The 23,510-nt window shown below is 70.6% G+C and carries 18 protein-coding genes and 1 other RNA gene; 17 read left to right on the top strand and 2 right to left on the bottom strand.

Features of this window, described 5'->3' with window-relative positions:
• Nucleotides 1–76 precede the first annotated feature (76 nt).
• The 17 genes from ACWEOO_RS36930 to ACWEOO_RS36850 all read left to right on the top strand — a co-directional run bounded on the left by ACWEOO_RS36930 (nt 77) and on the right by ACWEOO_RS36850 (nt 21,350).
• Complete coding sequence (locus tag ACWEOO_RS36930) at nt 77–1,402, top strand: right-handed parallel beta-helix repeat-containing protein (protein ID WP_452146998.1); 1,326 nt, start codon at nt 77–79, stop codon at nt 1,400–1,402.
• A gap of 232 nt (nt 1,403–1,634) precedes the next feature.
• On the top strand, nt 1,635–2,279 hold the full coding sequence (locus ACWEOO_RS36925; protein ID WP_452146997.1) for an ATP-binding protein: 645 nt from the start codon (nt 1,635–1,637) through the stop codon (nt 2,277–2,279).
• The gene (locus ACWEOO_RS36920; protein WP_452146996.1) at nt 2,276–2,890 is read left to right on the top strand and encodes a LuxR C-terminal-related transcriptional regulator; all 615 of its coding nucleotides are present in this window, start codon (nt 2,276–2,278) and stop codon (nt 2,888–2,890) included. Before ACWEOO_RS36925 ends, ACWEOO_RS36920 begins: the two co-directional genes overlap by 4 nt.
• Nucleotides 2,887–3,600 carry a response regulator gene (locus ACWEOO_RS36915; protein WP_452146995.1) on the top strand — a complete coding sequence of 238 codons (714 nt, stop codon included), beginning with the start codon at nt 2,887–2,889 and terminating at the stop codon, nt 3,598–3,600. The genes ACWEOO_RS36920 and ACWEOO_RS36915 overlap by 4 nt, the downstream gene beginning before the upstream one ends.
• A 99-nt stretch (nt 3,601–3,699) precedes the next feature.
• Complete coding sequence (locus tag ACWEOO_RS36910) at nt 3,700–4,923, top strand: DegT/DnrJ/EryC1/StrS family aminotransferase (RefSeq protein WP_452146994.1); 1,224 nt, start codon at nt 3,700–3,702, stop codon at nt 4,921–4,923.
• Complete coding sequence (locus tag ACWEOO_RS36905; RefSeq protein ID WP_363711287.1) at nt 4,920–6,395, top strand: polysaccharide biosynthesis protein; 1,476 nt, start codon at nt 4,920–4,922, stop codon at nt 6,393–6,395. Before ACWEOO_RS36910 ends, ACWEOO_RS36905 begins: the two co-directional genes overlap by 4 nt.
• A gap of 33 nt (nt 6,396–6,428) precedes the next feature.
• Nucleotides 6,429–7,889, top strand: coding sequence for an RtcB family protein (locus ACWEOO_RS36900; protein ID WP_452146993.1), 1,461 nt, complete (start codon nt 6,429–6,431; stop codon nt 7,887–7,889).
• 16 nt (nt 7,890–7,905) lie between these two features.
• Nucleotides 7,906–12,114 (top strand): PKD domain-containing protein, encoded by a 4,209-nt coding sequence (locus ACWEOO_RS36895; RefSeq protein WP_452146992.1) that lies wholly within the window; start codon nt 7,906–7,908, stop codon nt 12,112–12,114.
• 25 nt (nt 12,115–12,139) lie between these two features.
• Nucleotides 12,140–13,369 carry a hypothetical protein gene (locus ACWEOO_RS36890; RefSeq protein WP_452146991.1) on the top strand — a complete coding sequence of 410 codons (1,230 nt, stop codon included), beginning with the start codon at nt 12,140–12,142 and terminating at the stop codon, nt 13,367–13,369.
• Nucleotides 13,370–13,377: 8 nt separating this feature from the next.
• Entirely contained in the window at nt 13,378–14,379 is a 1,002-nt protein-coding gene (locus ACWEOO_RS36885) for a hypothetical protein (protein WP_452146990.1), read from the top strand.
• A complete protein-coding gene (locus tag ACWEOO_RS36880; RefSeq protein ID WP_452146989.1) occupies nt 14,379–15,533 on the top strand; it encodes a glycosyltransferase in 1,155 nt (384 codons plus the stop codon). Before ACWEOO_RS36885 ends, ACWEOO_RS36880 begins: the two co-directional genes overlap by 1 nt.
• Complete coding sequence (locus ACWEOO_RS36875; protein WP_452146988.1) at nt 15,530–15,961, top strand: hypothetical protein; 432 nt, start codon at nt 15,530–15,532, stop codon at nt 15,959–15,961. The genes ACWEOO_RS36880 and ACWEOO_RS36875 overlap by 4 nt, the downstream gene beginning before the upstream one ends.
• Nucleotides 15,958–17,010 (top strand): aminoglycoside phosphotransferase family protein, encoded by a 1,053-nt coding sequence (locus ACWEOO_RS36870; RefSeq protein WP_359936773.1) that lies wholly within the window; start codon nt 15,958–15,960, stop codon nt 17,008–17,010. The genes ACWEOO_RS36875 and ACWEOO_RS36870 overlap by 4 nt, the downstream gene beginning before the upstream one ends.
• A complete protein-coding gene (locus tag ACWEOO_RS36865) occupies nt 17,007–18,299 on the top strand; it encodes an O-antigen ligase family protein (protein ID WP_452146987.1) in 1,293 nt (430 codons plus the stop codon). The genes ACWEOO_RS36870 and ACWEOO_RS36865 overlap by 4 nt, the downstream gene beginning before the upstream one ends.
• Nucleotides 18,299–19,582, top strand: coding sequence for a lipopolysaccharide biosynthesis protein (locus tag ACWEOO_RS36860; RefSeq protein ID WP_452146986.1), 1,284 nt, complete (start codon nt 18,299–18,301; stop codon nt 19,580–19,582). Before ACWEOO_RS36865 ends, ACWEOO_RS36860 begins: the two co-directional genes overlap by 1 nt.
• Entirely contained in the window at nt 19,579–20,655 is a 1,077-nt protein-coding gene (locus ACWEOO_RS36855) for a hypothetical protein (RefSeq protein WP_452146985.1), read from the top strand. The genes ACWEOO_RS36860 and ACWEOO_RS36855 overlap by 4 nt, the downstream gene beginning before the upstream one ends.
• Before the next feature lie 8 nt (nt 20,656–20,663).
• Nucleotides 20,664–21,350, top strand: coding sequence for a sugar transferase (locus ACWEOO_RS36850; RefSeq protein WP_452146984.1), 687 nt, complete (start codon nt 20,664–20,666; stop codon nt 21,348–21,350).
• Here the strand turns inward: ACWEOO_RS36850 and ACWEOO_RS36845 are convergent.
• Together ACWEOO_RS36845 and ssrA are read right to left on the bottom strand one after the other, a co-directional pair.
• Nucleotides 21,289–22,875, bottom strand: a complete 1,587-nt coding sequence (locus ACWEOO_RS36845; RefSeq protein WP_452146983.1) for an MBL fold metallo-hydrolase — start codon at nt 22,873–22,875, stop codon at nt 21,289–21,291. The genes ACWEOO_RS36850 and ACWEOO_RS36845 overlap by 62 nt on opposite strands.
• Nucleotides 22,876–23,072: 197 nt before the next feature.
• Nucleotides 23,073–23,450: a transfer-messenger RNA gene (gene ssrA / locus ACWEOO_RS36840) on the bottom strand.
• Nucleotides 23,451–23,510 lie beyond the last annotated feature (60 nt).

Below are 23,510 nucleotides of genomic sequence, written 5' to 3'. Positions count from 1 at the left end.
TTCTCCTGCCGTCGGCACGATCAACTACGCCGAACGGGCGATGCGGACCGGCACCAACCGGCCGCAGTCTGTGGTTATGAAGCTTGGTGTCCGGTTGGCCGGCGTGCTCCTGGTGTCGGGAGCCGCACTCGCGTGTCCACTCGTCGCGCGCGCCGCGACGACGACTCTGTACGTCGACCGGACCATGGCCGGATGCTCCGACGCCGGCCCGGGTACGTCGACCACGCCGTACTGCACCGTCACCAAGGGGGTGGCGAAACTCGCCGCAGGGTTCACGCTGTACATCGGTGACGGGACCTACAGCGAGACGATCAAACCCGTCGTCTCGGGGACGGCGGACGCGCCGATCACGATCACCGCCTGGCCGGGGCGGCACCCGGTCCTCACGCCTACGAGCTTCGGCGCGAACATCTCCTCGCGCGCCTACCTCACCCTGTCGGGTCTCACCTTCACCGGGACCAAGTACGACGGCGTGTACGTGACCGGCAGCCACGACATCACGGTCAGCGGCAACACGGTCACCGGCGCCGGGCATCCGGTCTCCGGCCAGACGGCATACGGGATCAGCATCCGCTCGTCCAGCTCGACGGTTGTCAGCGGCAACGACGTGAACCACAACAACGGCACCGGAATCCTGCTCACGTCAGGGTCGACCGGGATCGTGGTCAGCGGCAACTCCGCCAGCTTCAACGCCGAGGGGTACCGCCGGAACGCCAACGGGATCAACGTGATCAGCGCCGGCAACACCGTGCTGCGCAACGTCACGCACGACAACGAGGACTCCGGTATCCAGTTCTACACCGGCGGCAACGACAACCTGGCGGCGCTGAACGTCACGTACAACAACGGCGACCACGGCATCGACGACCTGAACGTCACCGGTGGCCGGCTGATCGGCAACACCGTGTACCGCAACTGCACGACCGGCATCAACGTCGAGGGCACGTCCGGCAACTATGTGGTCTCGAACAACGTCGCGGTCGACAACGCGGTGTACCCGGCGTACAACGGCATCGCCTGTACGCGGCGGGCCGGGAACATCGGCATCTGGGACTCGGCGCCGGCATCCACGACCGTGGACCACAACCTGGTCTGGCTGACGACGAGCGGGAAGATGTACGCCTTCGGTACGACCTACACTTCGCTGGCGGCCATGCAGGCGGCCACCCACCAGGAGTCACACGGGGTGCAGAGCGATCCCCGCTTCGTGTCAGCCGGCTCGTGGAACCTGCACATCGGGGCCGGGTCCGCGGCGATCGACCGCGCCAACTCGGGCGTGTCCGGTGCCCAGTCCACCGACATCGAGGGGCTGTCCAGGGTCGACGATCCGGCGACCGCCAACACCTTCGCGGAGGGGCCGCGGCGCTACGACGACCTCGGCGCCTACGAGTACCAGCCCTGACCTCCGGCCGAAACATGACGTGAAGATGACCGAATCATGACGTCTGCCGCCTGCCCCTGCCTCTTCACCTGGTGACGGCCTGTACTGGTCCCTTAAGACCGGGACGCGTGCCGTGGGGGGCCACAGCGGGGGGCCAGGACGGAAGGAATGACCGTCCGTTGTCGTCGAGGGCTCGGTGCGTGTGGCCGCGGTGGGCGGCCTGCTCGGTCGGGGGACCTGAGGGGGGTCATCGATGAGCGCTGCCGACGCGTCGCCGGCCAGGGGTGGATTTGCCGGCGACCCGGAGCACCTGTTGCGCCTGTGCCACGATCTGCGGCAGTACGTCGCCGCAGGTCTGTGTCTGTCCGAACCGACGGCCGAGCTCGACGCGGTACCGGCGCGGCTGGCACTGATCCGTCAGCAGTTCGACGCGATCGCCGAACTCCTGGACGTCGAGCAGGTGCCCGCGCGGCGGATCGGCGGGGTCAACCTGACCCAGCTGGCCGGTGAGTGCGCCGACGTGGTTCGGCTGACGTACCGCGCGCCGGTGATCTTCGACCGCGTCGCGCGGGTCGTGGTTGCCGGGGACCAGGCACTGCTGCGGCGTGCCATCGGCAACCTGCTCGACAACGCCTGTCGCGCGGCCGGCGGCACCGGGCACGTCCACGTCCGCGTCGGTGCCGACGAGTCGGCCGATGGGGAGGCGTACGTCGAGGTGTCCGACGACGGCCCGGGCTTCGGTGACGTCGCCGCCGGAACAGGCCACGGCCTGCGGGTGGTGGCGGCAGCAGCGCGCGCTTTCGACGGCCGGCTGGAGATCAGCAGCGTGCCCGGTCGCGGAACCACCGTCCGGCTCTGTCTGCCCCGTGGGGGGCACCCCACGGTGAGGTCGGCATGAGGCTCGCGATCTGTCAGGAGAACTGGCTGTTCGCCTCGGTCGTCGCCGCCGCATTCGAACTGCAGGGCCACGAGGTCGTCACGACCACCGACGATCCGCGCCAGTTGTTCGACGGCGCCGGCCGCCGTCCGGACCTGTACGTCCTGGACAGCTCCGCCGTGACCGAACTGCCGCACCGCGGTGACCGGACGCCGTACGTGGTCCTGCTCACCGATCCGCAGGACGAACGGGCGTGGGACGCCTTCGACACCGGGACGGCCGACGGTGTGGTCAGCAAGACCTGCAGTCTACGAACGTTGCTCGAGGCCACCGAGTCGGTTGCCAACGGCCACCACATTGCGGCCGGGCGGCCGGCCGCGGACCGGCGCAAGCAACGGCCGGTGGTCGACGCCCTGACCGGCCGGGAGCTGGAGGTACTGCACCTGGTCGTCCAGGGCTACAACACCGAACAGATGGCCCGCGTCCTCGGCGTCAGCAGGCACACCATCCGCACCCACGTCCAGCAGGTACTGCGCAAGCTCGGCGTGCACGGCCGCGGCAAGCTCGCCCGCGCGGCCGCCGACGCCGGGCTGGTCGACGTGCAGGAGCTGATCGAGGGCGGCCGCCGGTGAGGGACTCGTCCGGGGTGGCGATCCTGCTGGTCGACGACCATCGCGTCTTCGCCGAAGCGCTGGCGGCCCTGCTCGCGACCGAACCCGGCATCGGCCACGTCGGCACCGCCTCGAACCTGACCGCCGCACGAAAGCTGCTCGGTTCCGGCCGGCCCGATGTGATCCTCCTCGACCTGTCGCTGGCCGAGGAGTCCGGCTCCGACCTGCTGGCCGAAGTGATGGCCGAACCCGACCCGCCGGCCGTGATCATGCTGTCCGGCAGTACCGACCCGCGGTTGATCGTGCAGGCCATCGACGCAGGTGCTCGAGGCTGGCTGGCGAAGACCACCCGGCTGCCCGCCCTGGTTGCGGCGATCTGGCAGGTCCTCGACGGCCATCTGTACCTCGCGCCCGCGACGCTCGGACCGGTGCTCAGCCATCTCCTGGGCGATCTGCGCCGGCAGCGCGCGGCCGCCGGCTTCGTGGATCGGCTGACACCTCGCGAGCTCGATGTCCTGCGCTGCCTGGTCTCCGGGATGACCAGGGCCGAGGCGGCCGACTACTTGTTCCTGTCCACGAACACGGTCCGGACCCACATCCAGAGCCTGCTCCGCCGGTCGGAGCAGCACTCGGCGCTCGCACTGGTCGCCTTTGCCCGTTCACACGGTGTGACGGGGATCGACGAGAACGACGGGTCCGTAATGACCACCGGGCGCGGATCATCCTCTTGACGTAGAGGTTCTCGTCTCGCAGGCGGGCGCGGGTGCCGGTCACATTTCGTAGCGTCGAGGGACATCAGGGCCCGTGGGGGCCTCGAGGGGGGCATCGGGATGACTACCCGAATCACTGCTGCGGCGCGTCCGCTACCGGCGGCGGAGATCGCCGTACCGTTCGCGGATTGTGACATCACCGCCGAGGCGCAGGCCGCCGTTCTGCGGGTCCTGCAGTCCGGGTGGGTGACCACCGGCCGGGAGGTGGCGGCGTTCGAGACCGAGTTCGCGGCCGCGGTCGGCGCAGAGTTCGCGGTGGCCGTATCGTCGTGCACACAGGGGATCGAGCTGGCGCTGCGGTCGCTCGGGCTGCCACCCGGGTCGCTGGTGCTGAGCTCGACGATGACGTTCTGCGGCGCGGTCCAGGCGATCGTGCACGCCGGGCACCAGCCGGTCCTGGTCGACGTCGACCCGGTCACCGGCATGCCGACACCGGCGACGGTCCGAGCCGCCGTACAGTCCTTCGGCCGGCCCGCTGCCCTGACCGTCGTGCACTGGGCCGGCGACGTGGCCGACGTACCGGCGCTCGCCGAGGCGGCCGGTGTGCCGCTCGACCACGTCGTGGTGGACGCCGCGCACGCGCTCGGCACGTACGCCGGCGACGCGCCGATCGGCTCCGGCCCCGGCGCGACCTGCTTCAGTTTCTACGCCACCAAGAACCTCCCGCTCGGCGAGGGCGGGATGATCACCACCGACGACGCGGCGCGCGCCGACTGGCTGCGCGGGGCGCGCCTGCACGGGATGACGGCCGATGCCTGGCGGCGCTACCTGCCCGGCGGCAACTGGCGCTACAACGTCGCCGACGCCGGCCTGAAGGCGAACATGACCGACATCCAGGCGTCGATGGGCCGCGCGCAGCTCACGCACTTCCCGTCCTGGCAGCGGCGGCGCGCCGAGATCGCGGCCCAGTACGACGATCGGCTCGCGGGACTGCCCGGTGTCGGGCTGCCGCACCGGCCGGCCCCCGGGGAGGGCACGCACGCCTGGCACCTGTACCCGGTCCGGCTCCGCCTGCACGGCGGGATCGATCGCGACGAGGTGATCGCCGCGCTCTCCGCTCGCGCCATCGGTACCTCGGTGCACTTCATCCCGGTCCATCGACTCGCGTACTTCAGCCAGACGGCCCTGATTCCGTCGGCCGGACTGACCGGGGCGGACGCACTGTTCGACCAACTGCTGTCGCTGCCGATGTACCCGCGGCTGACCGGGCAACAGGTCGACGCGGTCTGTACGGCGGTCACCGACATCGCGCATCAGGGCATCTCGGGAAAGGGAACGGAATGAGTGAGCCTCTGCTGCTACACGACAGCGACAACGGCCTGTTGCGGACCGTCGTGGTCGGGGCCGGTGAGGCCGGGGTCGCACTGGCCCGCGACCTGCACCGGGTCAGCTCGTTCGGGCTGGAGCCTGTCGGCTTCCTCGACGACGATCCCGGCAAGGCGGGCCGGCGGTACGGCGGGCGGAAGGTGCTCGGCACCCTGGCTGATCTCGAGGAGGTCCTCGAGCGGACCGGGGCCGACGTCGTCGTGGTCGCCATTCCGTCGATGCCGTCGCACGAGGTGAAGCAGCTCGGGCTGCGCGCCGCCGCGCTGGGCGCGACCGTGCTGCACCTGCCGCCGTTCCTCTCCGTGCTGCAGCGTCAGATCGCCGGGACCGACATGCGGGCGCTGCAGATCGGCCCGCTGATCGGGCGGCCGGAGATGCACGTCGTCAGCAGGCACGCCCGGGACGCGATCGCCGGCAAGCGGGTCCTGGTCACCGGCGCCGGCGGTTCGATCGGCAGCGAGCTGTGCCGTCAGGTGTACGGCTTCGGCCCCGAGCAACTGATCATGCTCGACCACGACGAGTCCAACCTGCACCGCACGCAGCTCGAGCTGTGGGGCGAGGCGCTGCTGGACACCGAGAACACCGTGGTCGCGGACATCCGGGACAGCGAGCGGCTGTTCCAGCTGTTCCGTGATCACCGGCCGCAGATCGTGTTCCACGCGGCGGCCCTGAAGCACCTTCCGGTCCTGGAGCAACACCCGTGCGAGGGCGTGAAGTCGAACGTCCGCGGCACCCAGAACCTGGTCGAGGCCGCCGTCGTCCACGACGTCGAACGGTTCGTGCTGATCTCCACCGACAAGGCCGCGAACCCGGCCTCGGTGCTCGGGGCAACCAAGCGGCTGGCCGAGCTTGTGCTGGAGTCGCAGCAGCCGGCCCCGACGGTGCTGACCGCGGTCCGGTTCGGCAACGTGCTGGGCAGCCGAGGCTCGCTGCTGCACGTGGTCCGGGACCAGCTCGCCAGCGGCACACCGGTGACGATCACGCATCCCGACGTCAGCCGGTTCTTCATGACGATCGAGGAAGCGGTCGGGCTGGTCCTGGAGGCGGCACGGATGTCGCACGGCTCGGCGACGTACGTCCTGGACATGGGCGAGCCGGTGCGGATCGTCGACCTGGTCCACAACTTCGCCGGCCTGCTGAACGTCCGCGACGTCCACGTGAAGTACACCGGTCTGCGGCCGGGCGAGAAGCTCACCGAGGAACTGTTCGGCGCCGGCGAGGAAGCCACGCCCACCGATCATCCACGGATCTCGATGACCGTGGCGCCACCGCCGCCGGCCGGCTTCCGGGCCGGGCTGCAGGAGCTGTACGACGCCGCCGCGCACAACCGGCCCGACGAGGTCTTCCGGCACCTGCGCCGGCTCGTTCCGGAGTACAGCCCGACGCCCGGTCTGGTGTCGGCCTGCGCGCCCTATCCCGACGACTTCTGACCTGCCCACCCGACAACAGACTGTGAGTACAGCATGACCACAGAGGCCAGGCCGCCACTGGACGTCCGCGTCCTCGACGGTACCGTCGATGTTCCCCCGACGGTCTTCGATGACCCCACCCTGCTCCCCGCGGGCCGGGCGACGATCACGGCGCTCGGACATCGGGTCGAGGGCGCGGACCTGGCCGCCCCGCCAGTGGTGCTGCCGGACTTCCACCACAAGTCGAAGATGGAGCTGCCGTCGAGCGTCGCGGTCGCGACCAGCGGCACTGTCCGTCCCGAGCTGACCAGCTCGTCGGTGAACTGCGGGATGGCGCTGATCGCGGTCGACTCCGAGGTCCCCGACGACAAGGCCGTCGACGTCTTCATGCGAGCGGTCCGCGAGCGCTATCCGTACCCGACCCGGGGCACCGCCGAACTCAGCCGCCAGGAGGTCGCCAAGGCGGTCGGCGCCGGGTCCGAGTTCAGTGTGGAGCGCTGGGGCGCACCGGCCGAGGACCTGGAGCGGATCGAGGAGGGCGGCCGGATCGACCTGGAGCGGTACGGCGGCCTCGACCGGCTGCGCGCGGAGCTTCCGGGGATCGCATTCCAGCTGGCCCGGTACCGCTTCGGAACCATTGGCCCGTCCAACCATTTCGTCGAGCTCCAGCGGGTCGAGGAGATCCTCGACCCGGAGCGGGCCGCCAAGCTCGGAGTGACCGAGGGCCAGCTGACCATCCAGTACCACGGCGGCGGCGGGGTCTTCACCGGGGAGATCGGGCGCCTGTTCTTCCGTCGCAAGGACTATCCCGCTCAGATCAAGGCCGTGAACGCGGCACTGAAGCCGTGGTTCCACCTCCGCTCCGCGCGCTCCTTCGCGCAACTGCGCGCACGGCTCGGTCTGTACTTCACCGCCGGCTGCACGCCGCTTCCGCTGGCCAGTGACGAAGGCCAGCGGCTGATGCTCGCGACCGCGGCCGCGATGAACTACGGCTTCGCCTTCCGCACCGCGACGTACGCCGCACTCCGCCGGATCGCGGCCGACTCCTTCGGCGGCGCCACCGGGCGGCTGGTGGTCGACTCGCCGCACAACAGCATCTACGAAGAGCCGGTCGGGGACCGTACCGGCGTCGTCCACCGGCACAACTCCTGCCGTGCCTTCCCGGCCTCGATGATGTCGCCGGGGACGACGTTCGCCGAGACCGGACAGGCCGTGCTGCTGCCCGGTACGCACCGCACCTCCAGCTACCTGGCCGTGGCGGGCGACCGTGCGGCGAGCAGTCTGTACTCCGCCTGTCACGGCGCCGGCACCGTGGTCTCCGACCTGGTGGCGCGCGGCATCTCCGGCGACCACCCGCTGAAGCACAAGACCCGCCGCTACCGCTACGACGACGGCGCGCCCACCGATGCCCACCACTTCGACGATCGCGGCGTGAACGCGGCCCTCGACGTCCTCGTCCGCCACGGGCTGGTCAAGCCGGTAGCGCGGATGCGACCTGTCGCAGTTCTGCACTGACGGTTCGGGAGAGAACATGAACAAGCGGCTACGGAGTCTGGCGACGGCCACGGTCATCAGCATGACCGCGGCGCTGGTGCTGGTCGTGACGAGCAGCCCGGCGAACGCCGTCGGCACCGGCTACTGGGTGAACAACACCGTCACCTGCAGCGACACCGGCACGGGAACCCAGGCGGCGCCGTTCTGCACGATCTCGCAGGGCACCAAGAAGGCCGTGCTTCCGGGCGACACCGTGCATGTTGCTCCGGGCACCTATCGGGAGCAGGTCACGATCAACGCGTCGGGCACCGCCACGGACCCGATCACCGTCGTCGGGGACGCCCCGGGCGTCATCGTGCTCGGCACCCGGTCCCTGGCCGGCGCAGCGCTCTGGACCGCGACCCTTACCACGGCCTGGTCCACGCCGTACGCGCCTCCGTCCGCGCCCAAGCAGGTCTTCGTCGACAACCAACGCCTCGCGACCGCTACCTCCGCCACCACGACGACGCCGAACAGCTGGTTCTACGACGGGACCGCCAAGGTTCTGTACGTCGACATCGGCGGCGCCAACCCGGGCGACGGGCACCAGGTCGAGGCCGGCGCCCAGTCGTTCGGCGTCACCACCAGCAGCAAGCAGAACGTGGTCGTCAGCAACCTCGAGCTCGACCGCGCCAACCTGGCCGGTGTTCGGTTGCTGTCCTCGTCCGGGATCACCGTCGACCACGTCACCACGTCCCAGTCGGCCGGTAACGGCGTCCTCGTCGACACCTGCCCGAGCAGCTCCATCACGATCCGCTCCGCGACCGTCGACAACGCGCTGTCCACCGGCATCAAGCTGAACGCGTCCAGCGGCGTGACCGTCACCGCGTCCGGCAGCCACAACAACGGCCTGCACGGGATCGGCCTTGCCACCTCGGCGAACAACCTGCTCACCGGTAACACGACGTACGCGAACGTCTCACTGAATCCGAACGCGACCGCCAACGGCATCGACGTCGACACCAGCTCGCCCGACAACCGTGTGATCGGCAACGTCGCCTACCAGAACCAGGACAGCGGGTTCCAGGTCTACAGCAGCAGCCACCGGGCTCTGGTGGCGCGCAACATCTCCTACGGCAACGGCGACCACGGCTTCGACACGCTGACCTCGACCGGTGTGCAATACCTGAACAACACGGCGTACGGGAACCGCCGGGACGGCATCTCGATCGAGGGCACCTCGACCGGCGCCACCGTTGTCAACAACCTCCTGGTCGACAACGGCACCACCGCGACCGAGTACGACCTGTACGTCGACGCCGGTTCGTACTCCGGTCTCACCGCCGACCGCGACATGGCCTACAACCACGTGGTTGCACCGAGTACGAAGGTCAACGGCGTCATCTACAAGACGCTGGCCGCCTTCGCCACCGCGACCGGTCAGGAGGCCCACGGCCTGTCCGTCGACCCGGACTTCGTCAACCCGGCCGGCGCGGACTTCCGGCTGACCGCCGGTTCCGCCGCGGTCGACTCGGCCGACTCGTCGCCGGCGAACTTCGTCGCCGCCGACCAGGGTGGCAACGCACTCGCCGACGACCCGATCGTGCCGGACACCGGCGCCGGGACGCCGGCGTACGCCGACCGCGGCGCGCTGGAGTACCAGCCGATCGCGGGCCCGGCCGACTACCCGCCGCACGCGGCCGTGGTGCTCGACCCGAGCGCGGTGAACATGCCGCCGGCGACGCCGGTGACCGCGGATGCAAGCGGTTCGAGCGACGCCGACACGAACGGCATCGCGTCGTACACGTTCGACTTCGGTGACGGCACCGTCGTCGGTCCGCAGGCGACGGCGACCGCGACCCACAAGTACGCGGCAACCGGCACGTTCACCGTCACCACCACGGTCACCGACACCGCGGGGCTGACCGACACCGCGACCGCCCAGGAGGTCGTCAGCCTCCGGCAGGTGCAGACGTACTCCGTCGAGCAGACGAACCCGTCCTGCAGCGACAGCGGGCCGGGCACCACCGCCACCCCGTTCTGCACGATCGGCGCGGCCACGAAGAAGATGCTGGCCGGCGACACCGCGCTGGTCGGCGCGGGCCAGTACCGTGAACAGGTCCAGGTCACCGCGAGCGGTGAGGCCGGCGCGCCGATCACGCTGCGGGCGACCTCGCCGTCGGCGGTCATCCTCGGCACGAACGACGTGTCCGACGCGGCCGGCTGGTCCGCCACGTCGACGACGGCGTGGAAGCACGCCTTCACCCCAGTGCCCGCGCAGGTCTTCCTGGACGGCCAACCGTTGGCCAAGGCAACGAGTAGTACGACGACCACCAGCGGCACGTGGTTCTACGACACCCCGACGGCGACGCTGTACGTCGACACCGGCGGGACGAACCCGGCCACCGGGCACACCGTCAGCGCGGGCGCGCGCAGCTTCGGCATCCTGCTCCGCCAGGTCACCGACGTGAACGTCAGCGGCTTCGCAGTCCGGCAGACCAACCTGAGCGGCGTGTACTTCGACACCGTGCAGCGGGTCTCCCTCGACACCGTCGACACCGCCCAGTCCGGCGCCCAGGGCGTGACCGCGGACAACTCCAGCCAGGTCATGCTGAGCGGCATCCAGGCGTCGGCGAACCAGTCCATCGGCATCCGGCTGTTCAGCAGCACCGACAGCACGGTGAAGACCTCGGTCACGCACGACAACAGCTTCCACGGCGTCAGCGTGCAGGGCGGCGCGCGGGACACGGTGACCGGCGTGACGACGTACCGGAACAAGCGGCTCTCGACCCGGATCGCGGCCGGTATCGACGTGTCGTCGGCCGCCCAGAACACCGTTGTCGACGGCAACTTGTCCTACAGCAACGACGACTCGGGCATCGAGTCCTACACCGGCGCGACCGGGACTCTGGTGCGCCGGAACGTGGTCTACGACAACGGCGACCACGGCATCGACGACTTCCAGGCGCCCGGCTCGCGGGTGATCGGCAACACCGTGGTCGGCAACGCCACCGCCGGGATCAACTTCGAGGGCGGCTCGACCGGTGCCCTCACCCGGGACAACGTGACGATGGACAACGCCGTCGGCAGCACCCGGACGATCGGCGAGATCCGGGTCGACGAGACGTCCAGCCAGGGCACCAGCCTGGACCGGGACCTGGTGTTCCAGAGCAACGGCGGACCCCTGTTCGAGTGGGCGTCGCAGCCGTACACGACGCTCAGCTCCTACCAGGCCGTCAGCGGGCAGGAACCGACGGGCAAGGCGGCGAACCCGCAGTTCGTCAACCTGGCCGGCCGTGACCTGCATCTGACCGGGACCTCCCCGGCCATCGACGCCGCCGACACGTCGCCGGCCGGCTGGAGCGCGACCGACAAGGACGGCGGCACCCCGATCGACGACCCGGCCGTCGCGAACACCGGCACCGGCCCGGTCACCTTCGCCGATCTCGGTGCCTTCGAGTTCAACGGCCTCGTGATCGTCGTGACCGTCTCCCCGACCGGTGGTTTCGCACCGCTCGACGTGACGATCGACGCCTCGCACAGCGCCGGCCCCGCGCCGATCACGTCGTACCAGATCGTCTGTGGCAACGGCACGGTGCTGACACAGTCCAGCGGTGTCTGCCACTACGGTGCGGCAGGGACGTTCACGCCGACCGCGACAGTCACCGACTCCACCGGCGCCACCGCCACCTGGACCGGTGCGCCGATCGTGGTGAAGCCGAACGGCGTACCGACAGCACGGATCACGGCCACACCCAGCCAGGCGTACGCACCGCAGCAGGTGGTACTGGACGCCTCCGCGTCCTCGGACGCCGACGGCCGGCCGCTGGTCTCCTACTCCTTCGACTGCGGCAACGGGCACACCACAGGTCCGATCACCACACCGACGACGACCTGTGACTACCCGGCCGCCGGCACCTACACCGTCGCGGTGACGGTGACCGACACCGACGGGCTCACCAGCCGGGCGACCACCAAGGTCAGGATCCTGGCCGAGGTGGCACCGACCGCGGCGCTGAACCTGTCGAAGAACACCATCAAGCGCGGCCAGTCGATCACCGCCGACGCATCCGGCTCGACCGACCCGGACAAGACGCCGATCGCGACCTACCAGTTCAGCTGTGGGACCGGCACCACCTTGCCGCCGCAGACGGCCCCGACCACGACCTGTACCTACCCGGCCGCGGGGACCTTCACCGTGAAGGTCGTCGTCACCGACACGGGCGGGCTGACCGGCACCACCACCAAGAGCGTGAAGGTCCAGTGATGGACGGCACGAGGAAGGCTCAGCTATGACGCTCGAAGAGATGTTCCGCCGGATCGTCCGGGCGCACCTGGCACTGATCCTGGTGTGCATCCTGGTACCGGTGGCCGGTGCCGCGATCCTGGTGGCGAACCGGCCGGACCCGAGCATTGCCTCGATCCGCCTCCAGGTCATCTCCGGCTCACCGAAGTCGGCGACCGAGGCCGAGGGGATGAACAGCCGGGTCCTCGCGGTGGCGACGACGCCGAGTGTGCTCGGTGCGGCGCTGGAGACTGCGCAGGCGCAGCGCGACGTCGACACGTACGCGGCGACCAACGTGGCCGCGCAGCGGATCGGCGGGTCCTCGATCGTCGAGCTCAGCGTCAGCGACAACGACCCGCTGGTGGCCGGAAGGGTCGTCTCCGAACTCGCCGCCCGGGTCGCGGCGTTCATGAACCAGGGTGACCAGGCAACCTTCCGCAGCACCCTGGCGGACCTGACCAGCCAGATCGACGCCGCGACCGCACGCCGGGACAAGCTGGTCGCCCAACTGCGAGGCATTGCCGACGTGACCGCCCGCGCCGACCTCGGGGTGCAGATCCAGTCGGCCAACCAGTTGCTGAGCCAACTCAGCAGCCAACGGGCGACCTTGGTCGCGGACAACGCGACCAAGGACCAGGTCGTCATGGTCGGCACCCAGCCCGACATCCGGCGCGAACCGCACTCGATCCTTCCGCAACTCGCGCTGGCACTGCTGCTCGGTCTGGTGCTCGGCCTGACCGCGGCGACGGTCCTGGAGACGTTCCGCCCACGGGTCACCGGCATCCGCGCGCTGGCCCGGTTGCTGCAGGCGCCGGTGCTCGGCAAGTCGACCGAGGACATCGAGTCGCTCCGCAACACGATGGCGCTGGCAGCCCGGCGGCAAGGCGTCGACGCGGTCGTGCTGATGGGCGCCGACGACGAGGACGCGGACACCGTGAGCAAGCTGCTGTTCTCGCTGTCCGGACGCACGCACGCCTCGAAGCAGACGAAGCAACCTGCCGCTCCGGGGGACGGCGGGCCGGTCTTCGACATCGACGGCTTCACCGATGTCCGCTTCACCGGACTGTCGGCCGTCACGCCCGAGGACGAGATGACGGCCGGGGTCGTCGTCGTGTCCAGGGGCACGGTGCTCCTGCGCCGGCTCGACGACCTCGACGACGTCCTGAAGGCCGTTCGCTGGCCGGTGCTGGGCATTGTGCACGGTCCGGCACCACGCCGCTTCGGCAGGCTGCGGTGACCAGCCGGATGACAACCGCCATGCTCCACACAGCCGGCCAGCGCGTGGCACTGCACGGTCCGGACAGCGCCGTACGCACGCTGCTCGCGGCCGCGGGCGGGCCCGAGCGACCCGGGCTCGCGGCGGCGGATCCGCCGAACGTCGTCCTCGCGATCGAGGAGACCCGCCGGCCGTTCCGCACGGACGGGGCGGAGGTGATCACGCGGGGCGTCTGGGCGACACCGGGCGGCGAAGTGGTGCTGACGAACGTCGGCGGATCCGGTTTCGACCAGCGGTGGGCGGTCGACGTCGACGGCCTCCGGGTCGCCAGCCGGTGGCGGCCGTCGTACCAGGAGTCCGTCGCAGCCAGGCTGCTCCCGGCTCGGCAGCGTGCGCTGAACAGCCAGGTCCTGCTGCACTACCCGGCGTTGTGGTTCGCGATGCAACAGCGGTTCGCGCCGCTGCACGTCTCGGTCGTCGAGATCGGTGGTGTCGTCGTCCTGCTGGCCGGACCGGGCGGCGTCGGCAAGTCGACGCTGGTCGCGCGCGCCCTGGCCGACGGTTCGCGGGCAACGTGCGACAACCTCGCGGCCTGCGACGGAATGACGGCGTACGGCGTGGCCGAACCACTGCGGCTGCTGGACGGTGCCGGGCGGCGGGCGTTGCACGGGCGGCGCGAACAGCCGTGGATGCACCGGGTCAGGTCGTTGCCGCCGGAGCTCGTCGTCGTCCTGCGGCGCGGGACCCAGGAGTCGCCCACGTTGCGCGAACTCAGCCCCGCGGAGGCGGCTCGCCGGCTCGTCGCGGGCACCTACGCGGCCGGTGAACTCCGCCGGTTCTGGTCGATCGCAGCGCTCGTCGCGACCGCGACGGGATGCGGGCCGGTGCACCCGCCGATCGAGGAGATCGCCGCGCGGCTGACGACCCGGCTGCCCGCGGTCGAACTGCTGCTCGGCCGGGAGCCCGGCGCCGGACTGACCGAACTGCTCCGCCGCCCACTCGCCGCGGTCCGGACCGGGCGGGCCGGTTGATGGGCACCCGGATCGAGGTCGCCCAGATCGTCACCCGCTTCATCGCCGGTGCCGGTGGCGTCGCGCTGCGCGGCGTCCTTCCGCTCGACCCGAACCGCTACCGAGTCACGATCATCACCGGACAAGGCGGCCCACTCACCGACCGGGCCGCAGCCGCCGGGATGCGCGTCCTGATCGAGCCGTCACTGGTCGCACCGCTGTCACCGACCGACGACCGCCGGGCCCTGCGGGAACTGACCGCGTTGTGTGCCGCCGGCAGGTACGACGTCGTCCACACGCACAGCGCGAAGGCCGGGGCGCTCGGCCGGCTCGCCGCGCACCGGGCCGGTGTGCCGCGGATCGTGCACACCTATCACGGCTTTCCGTTCCACCAGTTCCAGAACCCGTTGCGGCGTACGGCGTACATCGCCGTCGAGCGCCGGCTGGCGCGCATCACCGATACGGTGCTCGCGATCGGAACCGGGGTGGCGACCGAGGCGCTGCGGCTCGGGCTCGCGACGCCGAGCTCGCTGCGCACGATCACACCCGTCGTGGAGTCGGTCACCGTTCCGCGCACGGACAGCTCGCGTACAGCGGCGCGGGCCGAGCTCGGGGTCGGCGCGACCACCCCGCTGATCGGCACCGTCGGCCGGATCGACTACCAGAAGGCGCCGGAACACCTGATCGCCGCGGTCGCCGGGCTGCGGCACACCGACGCGGTCGCGGTCTGGATCGGCTCGGGTCCGGGCGATCGCGAGGCGAAGGAGCTGGTCCGCCGCTCGGGTCTGACCGACCGGTTCGTCTTCGCCGGCGAGCGGTCCGACGTACCCCAACTGCTGCCGGCGTTCGACGTGTTCGCCATGGCCAGCCGGTACGAGGGTCTGCCCTGCGCGGTGGTGGAGGCGATGCGCTGCGGCCTCCCCGTCGTGGCGACCGCAGTCAACTCGGTGCCTGACCTGGTCATCCCCGGCGAGAGCGGGATCTTGGTTCCACCGGGACGTCCGCGACTGCTGGCCGAAGCGGTCGACGACCTGCTCGACGACCGCCCGAAGGCCGAGCGGATGGCTCGGCGCGGGCAGGCGTCGGCCGGCAGTACGTACGATGCCGAGAGCCTGGCCGAGGTGCTCGACCAGGTGTACTCCGCCGGACGGCCGGCGGAGCTGGTGGGGTCATGACGAGTCCGGAAACGGCCGAGCGGATCCGGCGGCCGATGTCGCCCTGGCTGCAGCTGTGCCCGCCGGGGACGGTCGAGCACGACCTCCGCTGCGGACCGCTCCGGGCGGATCAGGTGTCCACCGACGGGCCGGTCGTACTGATCGACCAGCGGCCGCGCAGTCGTCGCCGGCTGCGGCGGACGGCGCGTGAGCTCGGGGTCGTGGTGGAGCGCGAGTTCGTCGTCCTGCCGACGCTCGACCGGCCGATGGTGGTCATCGACGACGTCGAGGAGGCGATCAGGCACTTCTGGACCGCGGTGGCCACGGTGCCTCCGGGACTCGCGTTCGCCGTACCGGCGTCCGCACTGCTCGGGCTGGCACGACGCGCACCCTGGCGCTGGACCGGCGCGCTCGCACCGGCCCGCGTCGTCGTCGGGAGGCGGCGATGACCGAAGCTCCGAAGGCGTTCCAGCCGCGCCCCCGGTCGGTGCACGACCTGTTGTTCGCGCCCGGAAGCCGGGGCGTGCTGATCGCGACGTCGAAGGATCCCGACGCCAAGCGGACCTTCGTGGTCACGCCACCCGCCGGTACCTACGTGGACGGCCCGGCCGGGCCGGTGGCGATCAAGATCCCCGTCACGGTCGCAGCCGCGGGCGCGGTCTCCCGGGAGACCCGGATGCTGATCGCGCTCGGCGAGACGGACCTGGGCGAACTCGCCAGGACCGTTCCGCGCTACCTGGAGACGCTCGACAGCGACGGCCTGCCGGCCGTGGTGACGACGGTACTGCGTGGCGTCCCGATGAGTGTCGCGTACCACCGCTGGCTGCACACCTCGCGGCAGCGTCCGGTGGCCGAGGACTTCGCGCTGGCAGGCGGATGGCTCCGGCACCTGCAGCTGGCGACAGCCGGCGAGCGGTCCCGGATCACCTGGGCGGGCGAGGTCGCCGGCCAGCTGCGTGCCCGCTGGCCGGGGCATCCGAAACTCGAGGCCGCACAGGTCCGGGTCGCGGCCGCGGACCGGCAACTGCGCGCTCATCGGGTCGCCACCACGGTGGTGCACGGCGACTACTGGTTCGGGAACCTGCTGGTCGACGACGGCCGGATCTCCGGAGTCGTCGACTGGGAGAGCGGCGCGCGCACCGGCTCGCCGCTGCGCGACCTCGTCCGGTTCGCGCTCAGCTACTGCCTCTACCTCGACCGCCACACCCGGCCCGGTCGCGAGGTGCGCGGACACCGCGGCCTGCGGCGTACCGGGTTCGGGGCCGGGATCAGGTACGGCCTGCTCGAGGCCGGCTGGCTGCCGGACCTGGTCCGGCTGTACCTGCGCACCGGGCTCGAAACTCTCGGCCTGCCGACGATCCTGTGGTACGGCGCCGCGCTGGCCGGGCTGGGTGAGATCGCCGCGAACGCCAACGACGACGAGTTCGCCGCACAGCACCTGGACCTGCTGGCGAGTCTGCCGTACTGGCCGCTCACCGACGGAGCTGAACCGCGATGAGCACCTCGACCCAGCCGGTACGACCGGCCGGCATCGTCGGCTCACCCGGCACGCCGCGCGGTGACGCGCTCGTGGCGATGATGGGCCTGACGACGTGCCTGCTGCCGTTCCTGGTGCCCGCCGGTCCGGGCAACACGGCCCTGGCGGACGCGGGCATCCTGCTGTGCGTCGTGCTGAGCATGCTGTGGGCGGGCCGGGAACAACTGCCGATCAAGCTGCCGTACGCCACCGGTGTGGCCGGGCTGATCCTCGGCGGCGCGTTCGCGGCGTACGTCTCGGTCGCGCCGGTCGGCACCGCGCTGGTGCTGATCCAGGATCTGCTGCTGTTCGCGTGGTCTGCGGCGCTCGCTCTCGGTCGCCACAATCCGGCGATCGTCCGCGCCGTCACGGTGTCCTGGTGCCACACGGCGACGCTCTACTCGGGCGTCATGGTGCCCGCGTACCTGGTCGGCTTGAACGCGATCACCGGGGTGTCGGCCAAGGACGGTGTGCGTGCGCCGTACACGTTCGGTGATCCCAACCTGGCCGGTAACTACCTGGTCGTCTCGTTGTTCCTGATGGCCGCGTGCAAGCATCCACGGTCCCCCGGCGTCCGTCGGATCGCCTACCTGCTGGTGCTCCTGGCGATCGGGTTCACCGGCTCGAACGGCGCGATGCTCACCCTGCTGGTCGGCCTGGTCCTGGCCGCCGCGGTGACCGCCTACCGCCGCCGGGGCGCGGTCGGCGGCCTTGCCGTACTCGCGAGCGCGGCTCTCGCCGGCGGGCTGATGGCGGGGTTCGTCATGCCCCGCGTCGACCTCGGTCAGCTCCGTGAACAGGCCGCCGGCAGCGTGCCACTGCTGCGCGACTCGTTCGGGCGCAGCGCGAACTCCAGCGGCGAGCGGGCCACGATCGTCAGCGAGGGCACGAACCTCTTCCTCCGCGGCGACGCCGCCGGCTACGGGCCGGCCCGGACGAAGGCGACCCTGGAGGCCACGCAGGCGCCGTACGTCAAGGAAGCCCACAACGACTACCTCGCGACGCTGCTGGAACGCGGGGTGATCGGGGCGATCGGTCTGCTGCTGTTCGGCGTCGGCGTGCTCACCCGCTGCCTGCGGCTGGTTTTCGGGAACCTGCCGAAGGCGTACGCCGAACTCGTACCGAGACCCTGGCTGCTCGCCGTCATCGGACCGGTGATGGCGACCGCCGCGGGGTTCTACGAGGTTCTGCACTTCCGGCACCTGTGGACCTGGCTCGGCCTCGTCGCGGCGCTCGTCCTCGCGATGCAGGACCGGCACGAGGAGGCCTGATGATCCGTTCCGTCCTGTCCAACACCTCGGCGCGGCTGCTCGCCATCCTCGGGCTCACGCTCGCCACCGTGCTGGTCGCGCGCACCGGCGGACCGTCGGCGGTCGGCGAGTACGCGCTGCTCCGGATGCTGCCCGGCCTGGTCGGGGTGCTGTGCGTCCTCGGCCTGCCCGGGGCCCTCGCCTACTTCCTCGCCGTACCGCGCCGCGACCTGCCGCGGCTCTGGCCGACGTTGATGGCGATCGGAGCCGCCGGAGCGGTTGTCGGTACGGCGCTGTGGGTGGTCGCGTCGCCGCTGCTCGCCAAGGTCTTCTTCCCGCACGAGGCGCCGTGGCTGATCGCGGCCGCGGGGGCGACCGTGGCGACCCAGCTCGCGCTGACGCTCGGCAAGACCGCCCTGCAAGGACTCGAGGACCGGCGCGGTGGTGACGTGGTGATCGCCGCCGAGGAACTCGCGTTCCTGCCCTGTTTCGTGCTCCCGCTGCTTGTCGGCGTTCACGGCATCGGTGCGATCATCCTCGGACTCGGGCTCGCCGACGTGGTCGTCGCGGTCGACGCGTGGCGCCGGGTCGGCCGGCGGCTCGGGTGGCGGCGCCTGGGCGTCGCGTGCTGGTGGGGGCGCCCGGACAAGGACCTCGCGCGGCAGGTCGCGTCGTACGGACTGCGGGGTCAGGTGGGCGGCCTGATCACGTTGCTGAACCTCCGCCTCGACGTCGCGATCCTCGGCGCGATCGCCGGACCCGCCGTCCTCGGCGGCTACGCGGTCGCCTCGAAGTACGCCGAACTGCTGCGGCTGCCCGGTACCGCACTGACCTGGGTCTTCTATCCGCGCCTGGCGAAACTCGACGAGCAGCGGGCCGCCGAGCTGGCCCGGCGGCTGATCCGGCCGACTCTGGCCGGCGTCGCGGCCGCCGCGATCCCGGTCGCGATCCTGGCCGGACCGGTGATGCGGCTGCTGTACGGTGCCTCGTTCGCACCCGCGGTCACTCCGGCCCGGATCCTCGTCGCGGGCATGATCCTGGCCGGCGCCTCAGGGGTCGCGAGCGCCTATCTCTACGGTCGGGGTACGCCGGGGCTCAACTCGATCGTGCTCGGCGCCGGGCTCGTCGTCACCGTGGTCCTCGACGTGACGCTGATCCCGCGGCACGGAGCGCTCGGCGCGGCAGTCGCGTCGACCGCGGCGTACCTGTCGACCGATGCCCTGCTGATCGTTCTGCTGCTGCGGCTCAGCGCACCGCGGGCCCGCCGCCGCGCGACCCTCGTGATCGGCGAGGGAACACCATGAGAGCTACCGCGATCGCCGCCGGCCTGCTCGTCCTGCTCGTTGGCTGTTCCAACGGTTCGCCGAGCGGTCAGCCGACCACGTCCCCGGACAGCGGACCGCCGATGAGTACGCCGGCCGACCCGACCCAACCGCCACCCAGCAGCCCGGTGACCGGCGGTGCAGCGGCCGTGCTGCCCGGTGACCGGTACGTCGCGCTCGCCACCGCGCTGCACCACCGCGGCGTCGCGATCTGGTGGGAGACCGACCTGGTCAAGCGCTGGCTCGACGGGCCGGCCGCCTTCGACGGAGCGGTCGCCCGGCTCGGGCAGCTGGCCGCGGTCCCGGGAACAGTCGGGTTCAAGATCTCCGACGAGATCGGGTACGGGGACGGGCTGACCTCTCCGGCGCAGGCCACCAGCTTCCTCCGGCAGGCCCGGAGCAGTCTCGCGAAAGTTGCGCCCGGCAAGCAGATCCTGGTCGACGCGGTCGTACCGGAGCTCGGGTGCCTGCCGTGGCGCGGCGGCAACCAGGAAGGGTGCGCGCAACGGGTCCGGCTGAAGTACCCGGCGGCCAGTGCGGCGGCGGTCGAGAGCTACCTGCGCGGCCATCTGATCGACCGGCTCGACCTGAGCACCGGGCTGCTGAGCCCTGGCACCTATGCAGGCTGGGGCTTGACCCAGCAGGCCGCACAGGCCGAGATCTGGAGCCGGATCCGCGGCCAGGGCTGGGAATCGCTGACCACGCTGCAGTCCCGCAAGGCACTCGCGGCCGCCGACGGCTACCAGGGATCAGCCACCCAGGCCGCCACCGACACGGCCACGTACATCGCCGCGCCCGTCTCGGCCGGCGCGAAGGCCGTGGACATCTGGGCCTGGCGTCAGCACTACCAGGGCAAGGTGTTCAGCCTGCTCGCGCCCGACCTCGCCGCCAACCCGCTCTGGACCTCCCTGATCCAGGAACGACGGCACGGAGTGCAGCTGATCACCCACATGACGCCGTCGACGATGCCCACCGATCCCGCCTCGTTCGACCACGAGTGCGATCTGGCGGCCCAGGCGTTCACCGCGGTCTTCGTGGCCGCCGGTACCGGTTAGGAGACAGAATGTCAGCACAGGTTGGTCCGGGCCGCCGATTTCTGGACGTGCTCATCGGGGGGCTGCTACTGGTGGCGGTGTCGCCAGTCCTGCTGATCGTCGCGGTACTGGTGCTCGTCACCAGCAGCCGACCGGTGCTGTTCCGTCAGGCCCGCGTGGGCGAGAACGGCCGGTCGTTCACGCTGTACAAGTTCCGGACCATGCGTACAGTTGCCTCCGGCCCCGAAGTGACCACCGCCACAGATGCCCGGATCACACCGCTCGGTGCGTTCCTGCGGCGGACCGCGCTCGACGAGCTGCCCCAGTTGTGGCACGTGGTTCGCGGGCAGATGACGCTGGTCGGTCCGCGGCCGGAAAGCGCGACTCTGGCGGCGCGCTATCCGGACGCGTTCCGGCCGGTGCTGCTGGCGCGGCCCGGGCTGACCGGTCCGGCGCAGCTGCGGTACCGCGAGCGTTCCGCCGTACCGCCGGACACCTGGACGGACGTGGAGCGCTGGTACCTCGACGTACTCGTGCCGCTGCGGGTGGCCGCAGACCGCGAGTACCTGGACCGCCCGACGATCCGCCGCACGCTGTACTACGTCCTGCTCACCGGGCTGTTCGTGGCCGGGCTGGCGGATCTCCAGGTGCCGGTCAGACCGCCTCTTCCACATCCGGCTCCGGCTTCACCAGAACCGGGTCGCAGCGGGCGTTGAGACAGGTCCCGTCGGTCAGGTCGAACTCGAAGTTGTGGCCGAGACAGCGCAGTACGCCGTTCACCACCACGCCCGTCTCGGCCAGGTCCTCACCGGCGTGCGGGCAGTACCTGCTCACCCGCAGCTGCTTGCCACCGACAACGATCGTGGTGGTCTCCTCCGGGTCACGGGCTGCCTCGAACCGCTCGACGGCCCGGAGCGCGGCCCGGTCGGCGTGCTTGAGCAGGCCGACCAGGTAGTCGTTGTACCGGTCGGGCTGCCGGCGGGCGGTGAAGCGCATCGACAGCAGCAGCTCCTCCCAGCGGGTCCGGCCGGACACCACGCCGTCGAGCCACCGGCCGTCCATGGTCAGGCGGTAGTCGGCGTGCCCGGCGCCGCCGTCGAGATCGACGACCACCCGGTCCGGTCCGATGTGCGCGTCCCAGACCCCGCCGTGCGGCCCAGACACGTCGAAGCGCAGCGTCATACCGATCCGGGCGAGGAAGTACTCCGACAGCGTGCCGAGTGACTCCAGGTGGGTCTTGAAGCGATCGGCCAGCCCGGGCCGCGACACGGGGTTCGCGGCCCAGGCGGCGTCGATGGCCGGCCGGCGGCGGGCCGCGTACTCGTTCAGGTACCGCCGCCGCTCCTCCGGTCCGGCGTCCAGGGCGAAGTCCTTCCAGTGCGCGTCCCGGACCACCGTGAGGTCGTCCAGCCGGATCTGGTCACCCGGCAGCAGACAGACCCCGCGCTGGTCGGGGATCCGGTCCGCGAGCCAGGCCAGCGCCTCGCCCTGGTCCGGGAAGATCCCGCCCGGACGCAGGCCGCTGTTCAGCTCGAACAGTTCGTCGTCGAGGAAGCACGGCGGACCGGCGTACGGCATCACCAGCCGCGGCCGGACCTGCCGGACCAGCCGGGTGACGGCCTTGAACTTGCCGACCCGCTTGATCGTCGAGATCCGCTCCCGCTCGACCTCGTCGTACTCGTACCGGACCGGGTGCCAGCTCGCGCCCGACATCTGCACGCCCATCACGTCCAGCGGCCCGCCGGCCTCGGCCATCGCACGCCGCGCCTGGGACAGCGAGATCCGGGCGTCGTTGGTGTGCAGCACGCTGCGCTCCCCGAGCTTCAGCAGGACGGCGGAGTCGTGGCTCATCGGGCACTGCTCGGGGATCACCGTCAGCCAGTCGCGCTCGTTCAGCGGGTACCGCTGCCACGCGTCCAGCACGACGACCCGGGTCCGCCCGATCGCGCGCAACCGGCGCTGCATGATCGTCGACGGATACCGCGGGACCAGCACCGGCACGCTCTCCGGCAGCCCGGCGATCAGATCCAGGTCCAGGTGGTCCAGATGCTCGTGCGACACCACCACCAGATCGACGTCGAGCAACTCCGGCGTGACCAGATGCGAGTTGTCCGGGAACGGGAACCAGGAGCCCAGAAACGCCCCACCGTCCGACAGCCACGGATCCGCCAGGATCCGCACCCCGCCCCCGTCCACCCGCAACCCGGCATGCCCCAGCGCAGTGACAGTCCCCTCACTCATAACCCCCAGCCTCCCGACCCCCCGCACCCCCGGCATCCCCCACCCGCACGAGAACCCCTACGCCATTCAGCGCGCCCGCAACCAGTCCCGGCCCGCGACCTCGTTCACACCGAAGGTGGCGGCACAAGTGGTCGTCCACGTGGTCGCAGACAGCAGAACGCCCAGGTCGGATGTGCTCTGACCTGGGCGTTCTCAAGGGGTGGAGGTGGCGGGAATCGAACCCGCGTCCTTCGGCGTCGTTTCAAGGCTTCTCCGGGCGCAGTCTGGATGTCGCTTTTCTCAGCCCCAGCGTTTGTACAGACATCTCGCTGACAGGCTCAGTCACTGTAAATGTCCCGTGTTAGCCCCGTGACCGGGCTAACAAAGCAAGCTCCCTAGATGAGGCCAGGAGCCGGGGCGGGAGCATCCCCGGGCTGACCGCTTCTTTAAGTGCTCAGGCCGTCAGGCGGCGAGAGCGAAGCTACTGCGCTTAGCGTTGGCAGTTATTGGTTTCCAGAGATCGTTAACGAGATAACCCTGGATCCTCGGCCCGCTTCCCTTGGAACGTACGTCCAAAGTCGAAACCGTTCACCCCCTGTTGAGTTGTCAAACTCCCACCCGAACCGCGGTGGAAGATCCACACTACCAAGTCCAAC

This window comes from Kribbella sp. NPDC004138, from assembly GCF_053603655.1.
The sequence above is the reverse complement of the archived record's forward strand: the minus strand, read 5'-3'. Positions and strand labels throughout refer to the sequence as shown.

Coding starts and splice junctions, on each gene's coding strand:
- ACWEOO_RS36900 (WP_452146993.1), top strand. CDS start 6,429: ATGACCACAGAGGCCAGGCCGCCACTGGACGTCCGCGTCCTCGACGGT.
- ACWEOO_RS36890 (WP_452146991.1), top strand. CDS start 12,140: ATGACGCTCGAAGAGATGTTCCGCCGGATCGTCCGGGCGCACCTGGCA.
- ACWEOO_RS36885 (WP_452146990.1), top strand. CDS start 13,378: ATGACAACCGCCATGCTCCACACAGCCGGCCAGCGCGTGGCACTGCAC.
- ACWEOO_RS36875 (WP_452146988.1), top strand. CDS start 15,530: ATGACGAGTCCGGAAACGGCCGAGCGGATCCGGCGGCCGATGTCGCCC.
- ACWEOO_RS36920 (WP_452146996.1), top strand. CDS start 2,276: ATGAGGCTCGCGATCTGTCAGGAGAACTGGCTGTTCGCCTCGGTCGTC.
- ACWEOO_RS36905 (WP_363711287.1), top strand. CDS start 4,920: ATGAGTGAGCCTCTGCTGCTACACGACAGCGACAACGGCCTGTTGCGG.
- ACWEOO_RS36865 (WP_452146987.1), top strand. CDS start 17,007: ATGAGCACCTCGACCCAGCCGGTACGACCGGCCGGCATCGTCGGCTCA.
- ACWEOO_RS36860 (WP_452146986.1), top strand. CDS start 18,299: ATGATCCGTTCCGTCCTGTCCAACACCTCGGCGCGGCTGCTCGCCATC.
- ACWEOO_RS36880 (WP_452146989.1), top strand. CDS start 14,379: ATGGGCACCCGGATCGAGGTCGCCCAGATCGTCACCCGCTTCATCGCC.
- ACWEOO_RS36870 (WP_359936773.1), top strand. CDS start 15,958: ATGACCGAAGCTCCGAAGGCGTTCCAGCCGCGCCCCCGGTCGGTGCAC.
- ACWEOO_RS36910 (WP_452146994.1), top strand. CDS start 3,700: ATGACTACCCGAATCACTGCTGCGGCGCGTCCGCTACCGGCGGCGGAG.
- ACWEOO_RS36855 (WP_452146985.1), top strand. CDS start 19,579: ATGAGAGCTACCGCGATCGCCGCCGGCCTGCTCGTCCTGCTCGTTGGC.
- ACWEOO_RS36850 (WP_452146984.1), top strand. CDS start 20,664: ATGTCAGCACAGGTTGGTCCGGGCCGCCGATTTCTGGACGTGCTCATC.
- ACWEOO_RS36895 (WP_452146992.1), top strand. CDS start 7,906: ATGAACAAGCGGCTACGGAGTCTGGCGACGGCCACGGTCATCAGCATG.
- ACWEOO_RS36925 (WP_452146997.1), top strand. CDS start 1,635: ATGAGCGCTGCCGACGCGTCGCCGGCCAGGGGTGGATTTGCCGGCGAC.
- ACWEOO_RS36930 (WP_452146998.1), top strand. CDS start 77: ATGAAGCTTGGTGTCCGGTTGGCCGGCGTGCTCCTGGTGTCGGGAGCC.
- ACWEOO_RS36845 (WP_452146983.1), bottom strand. CDS start 22,875: ATGAGTGAGGGGACTGTCACTGCGCTGGGGCATGCCGGGTTGCGGGTG.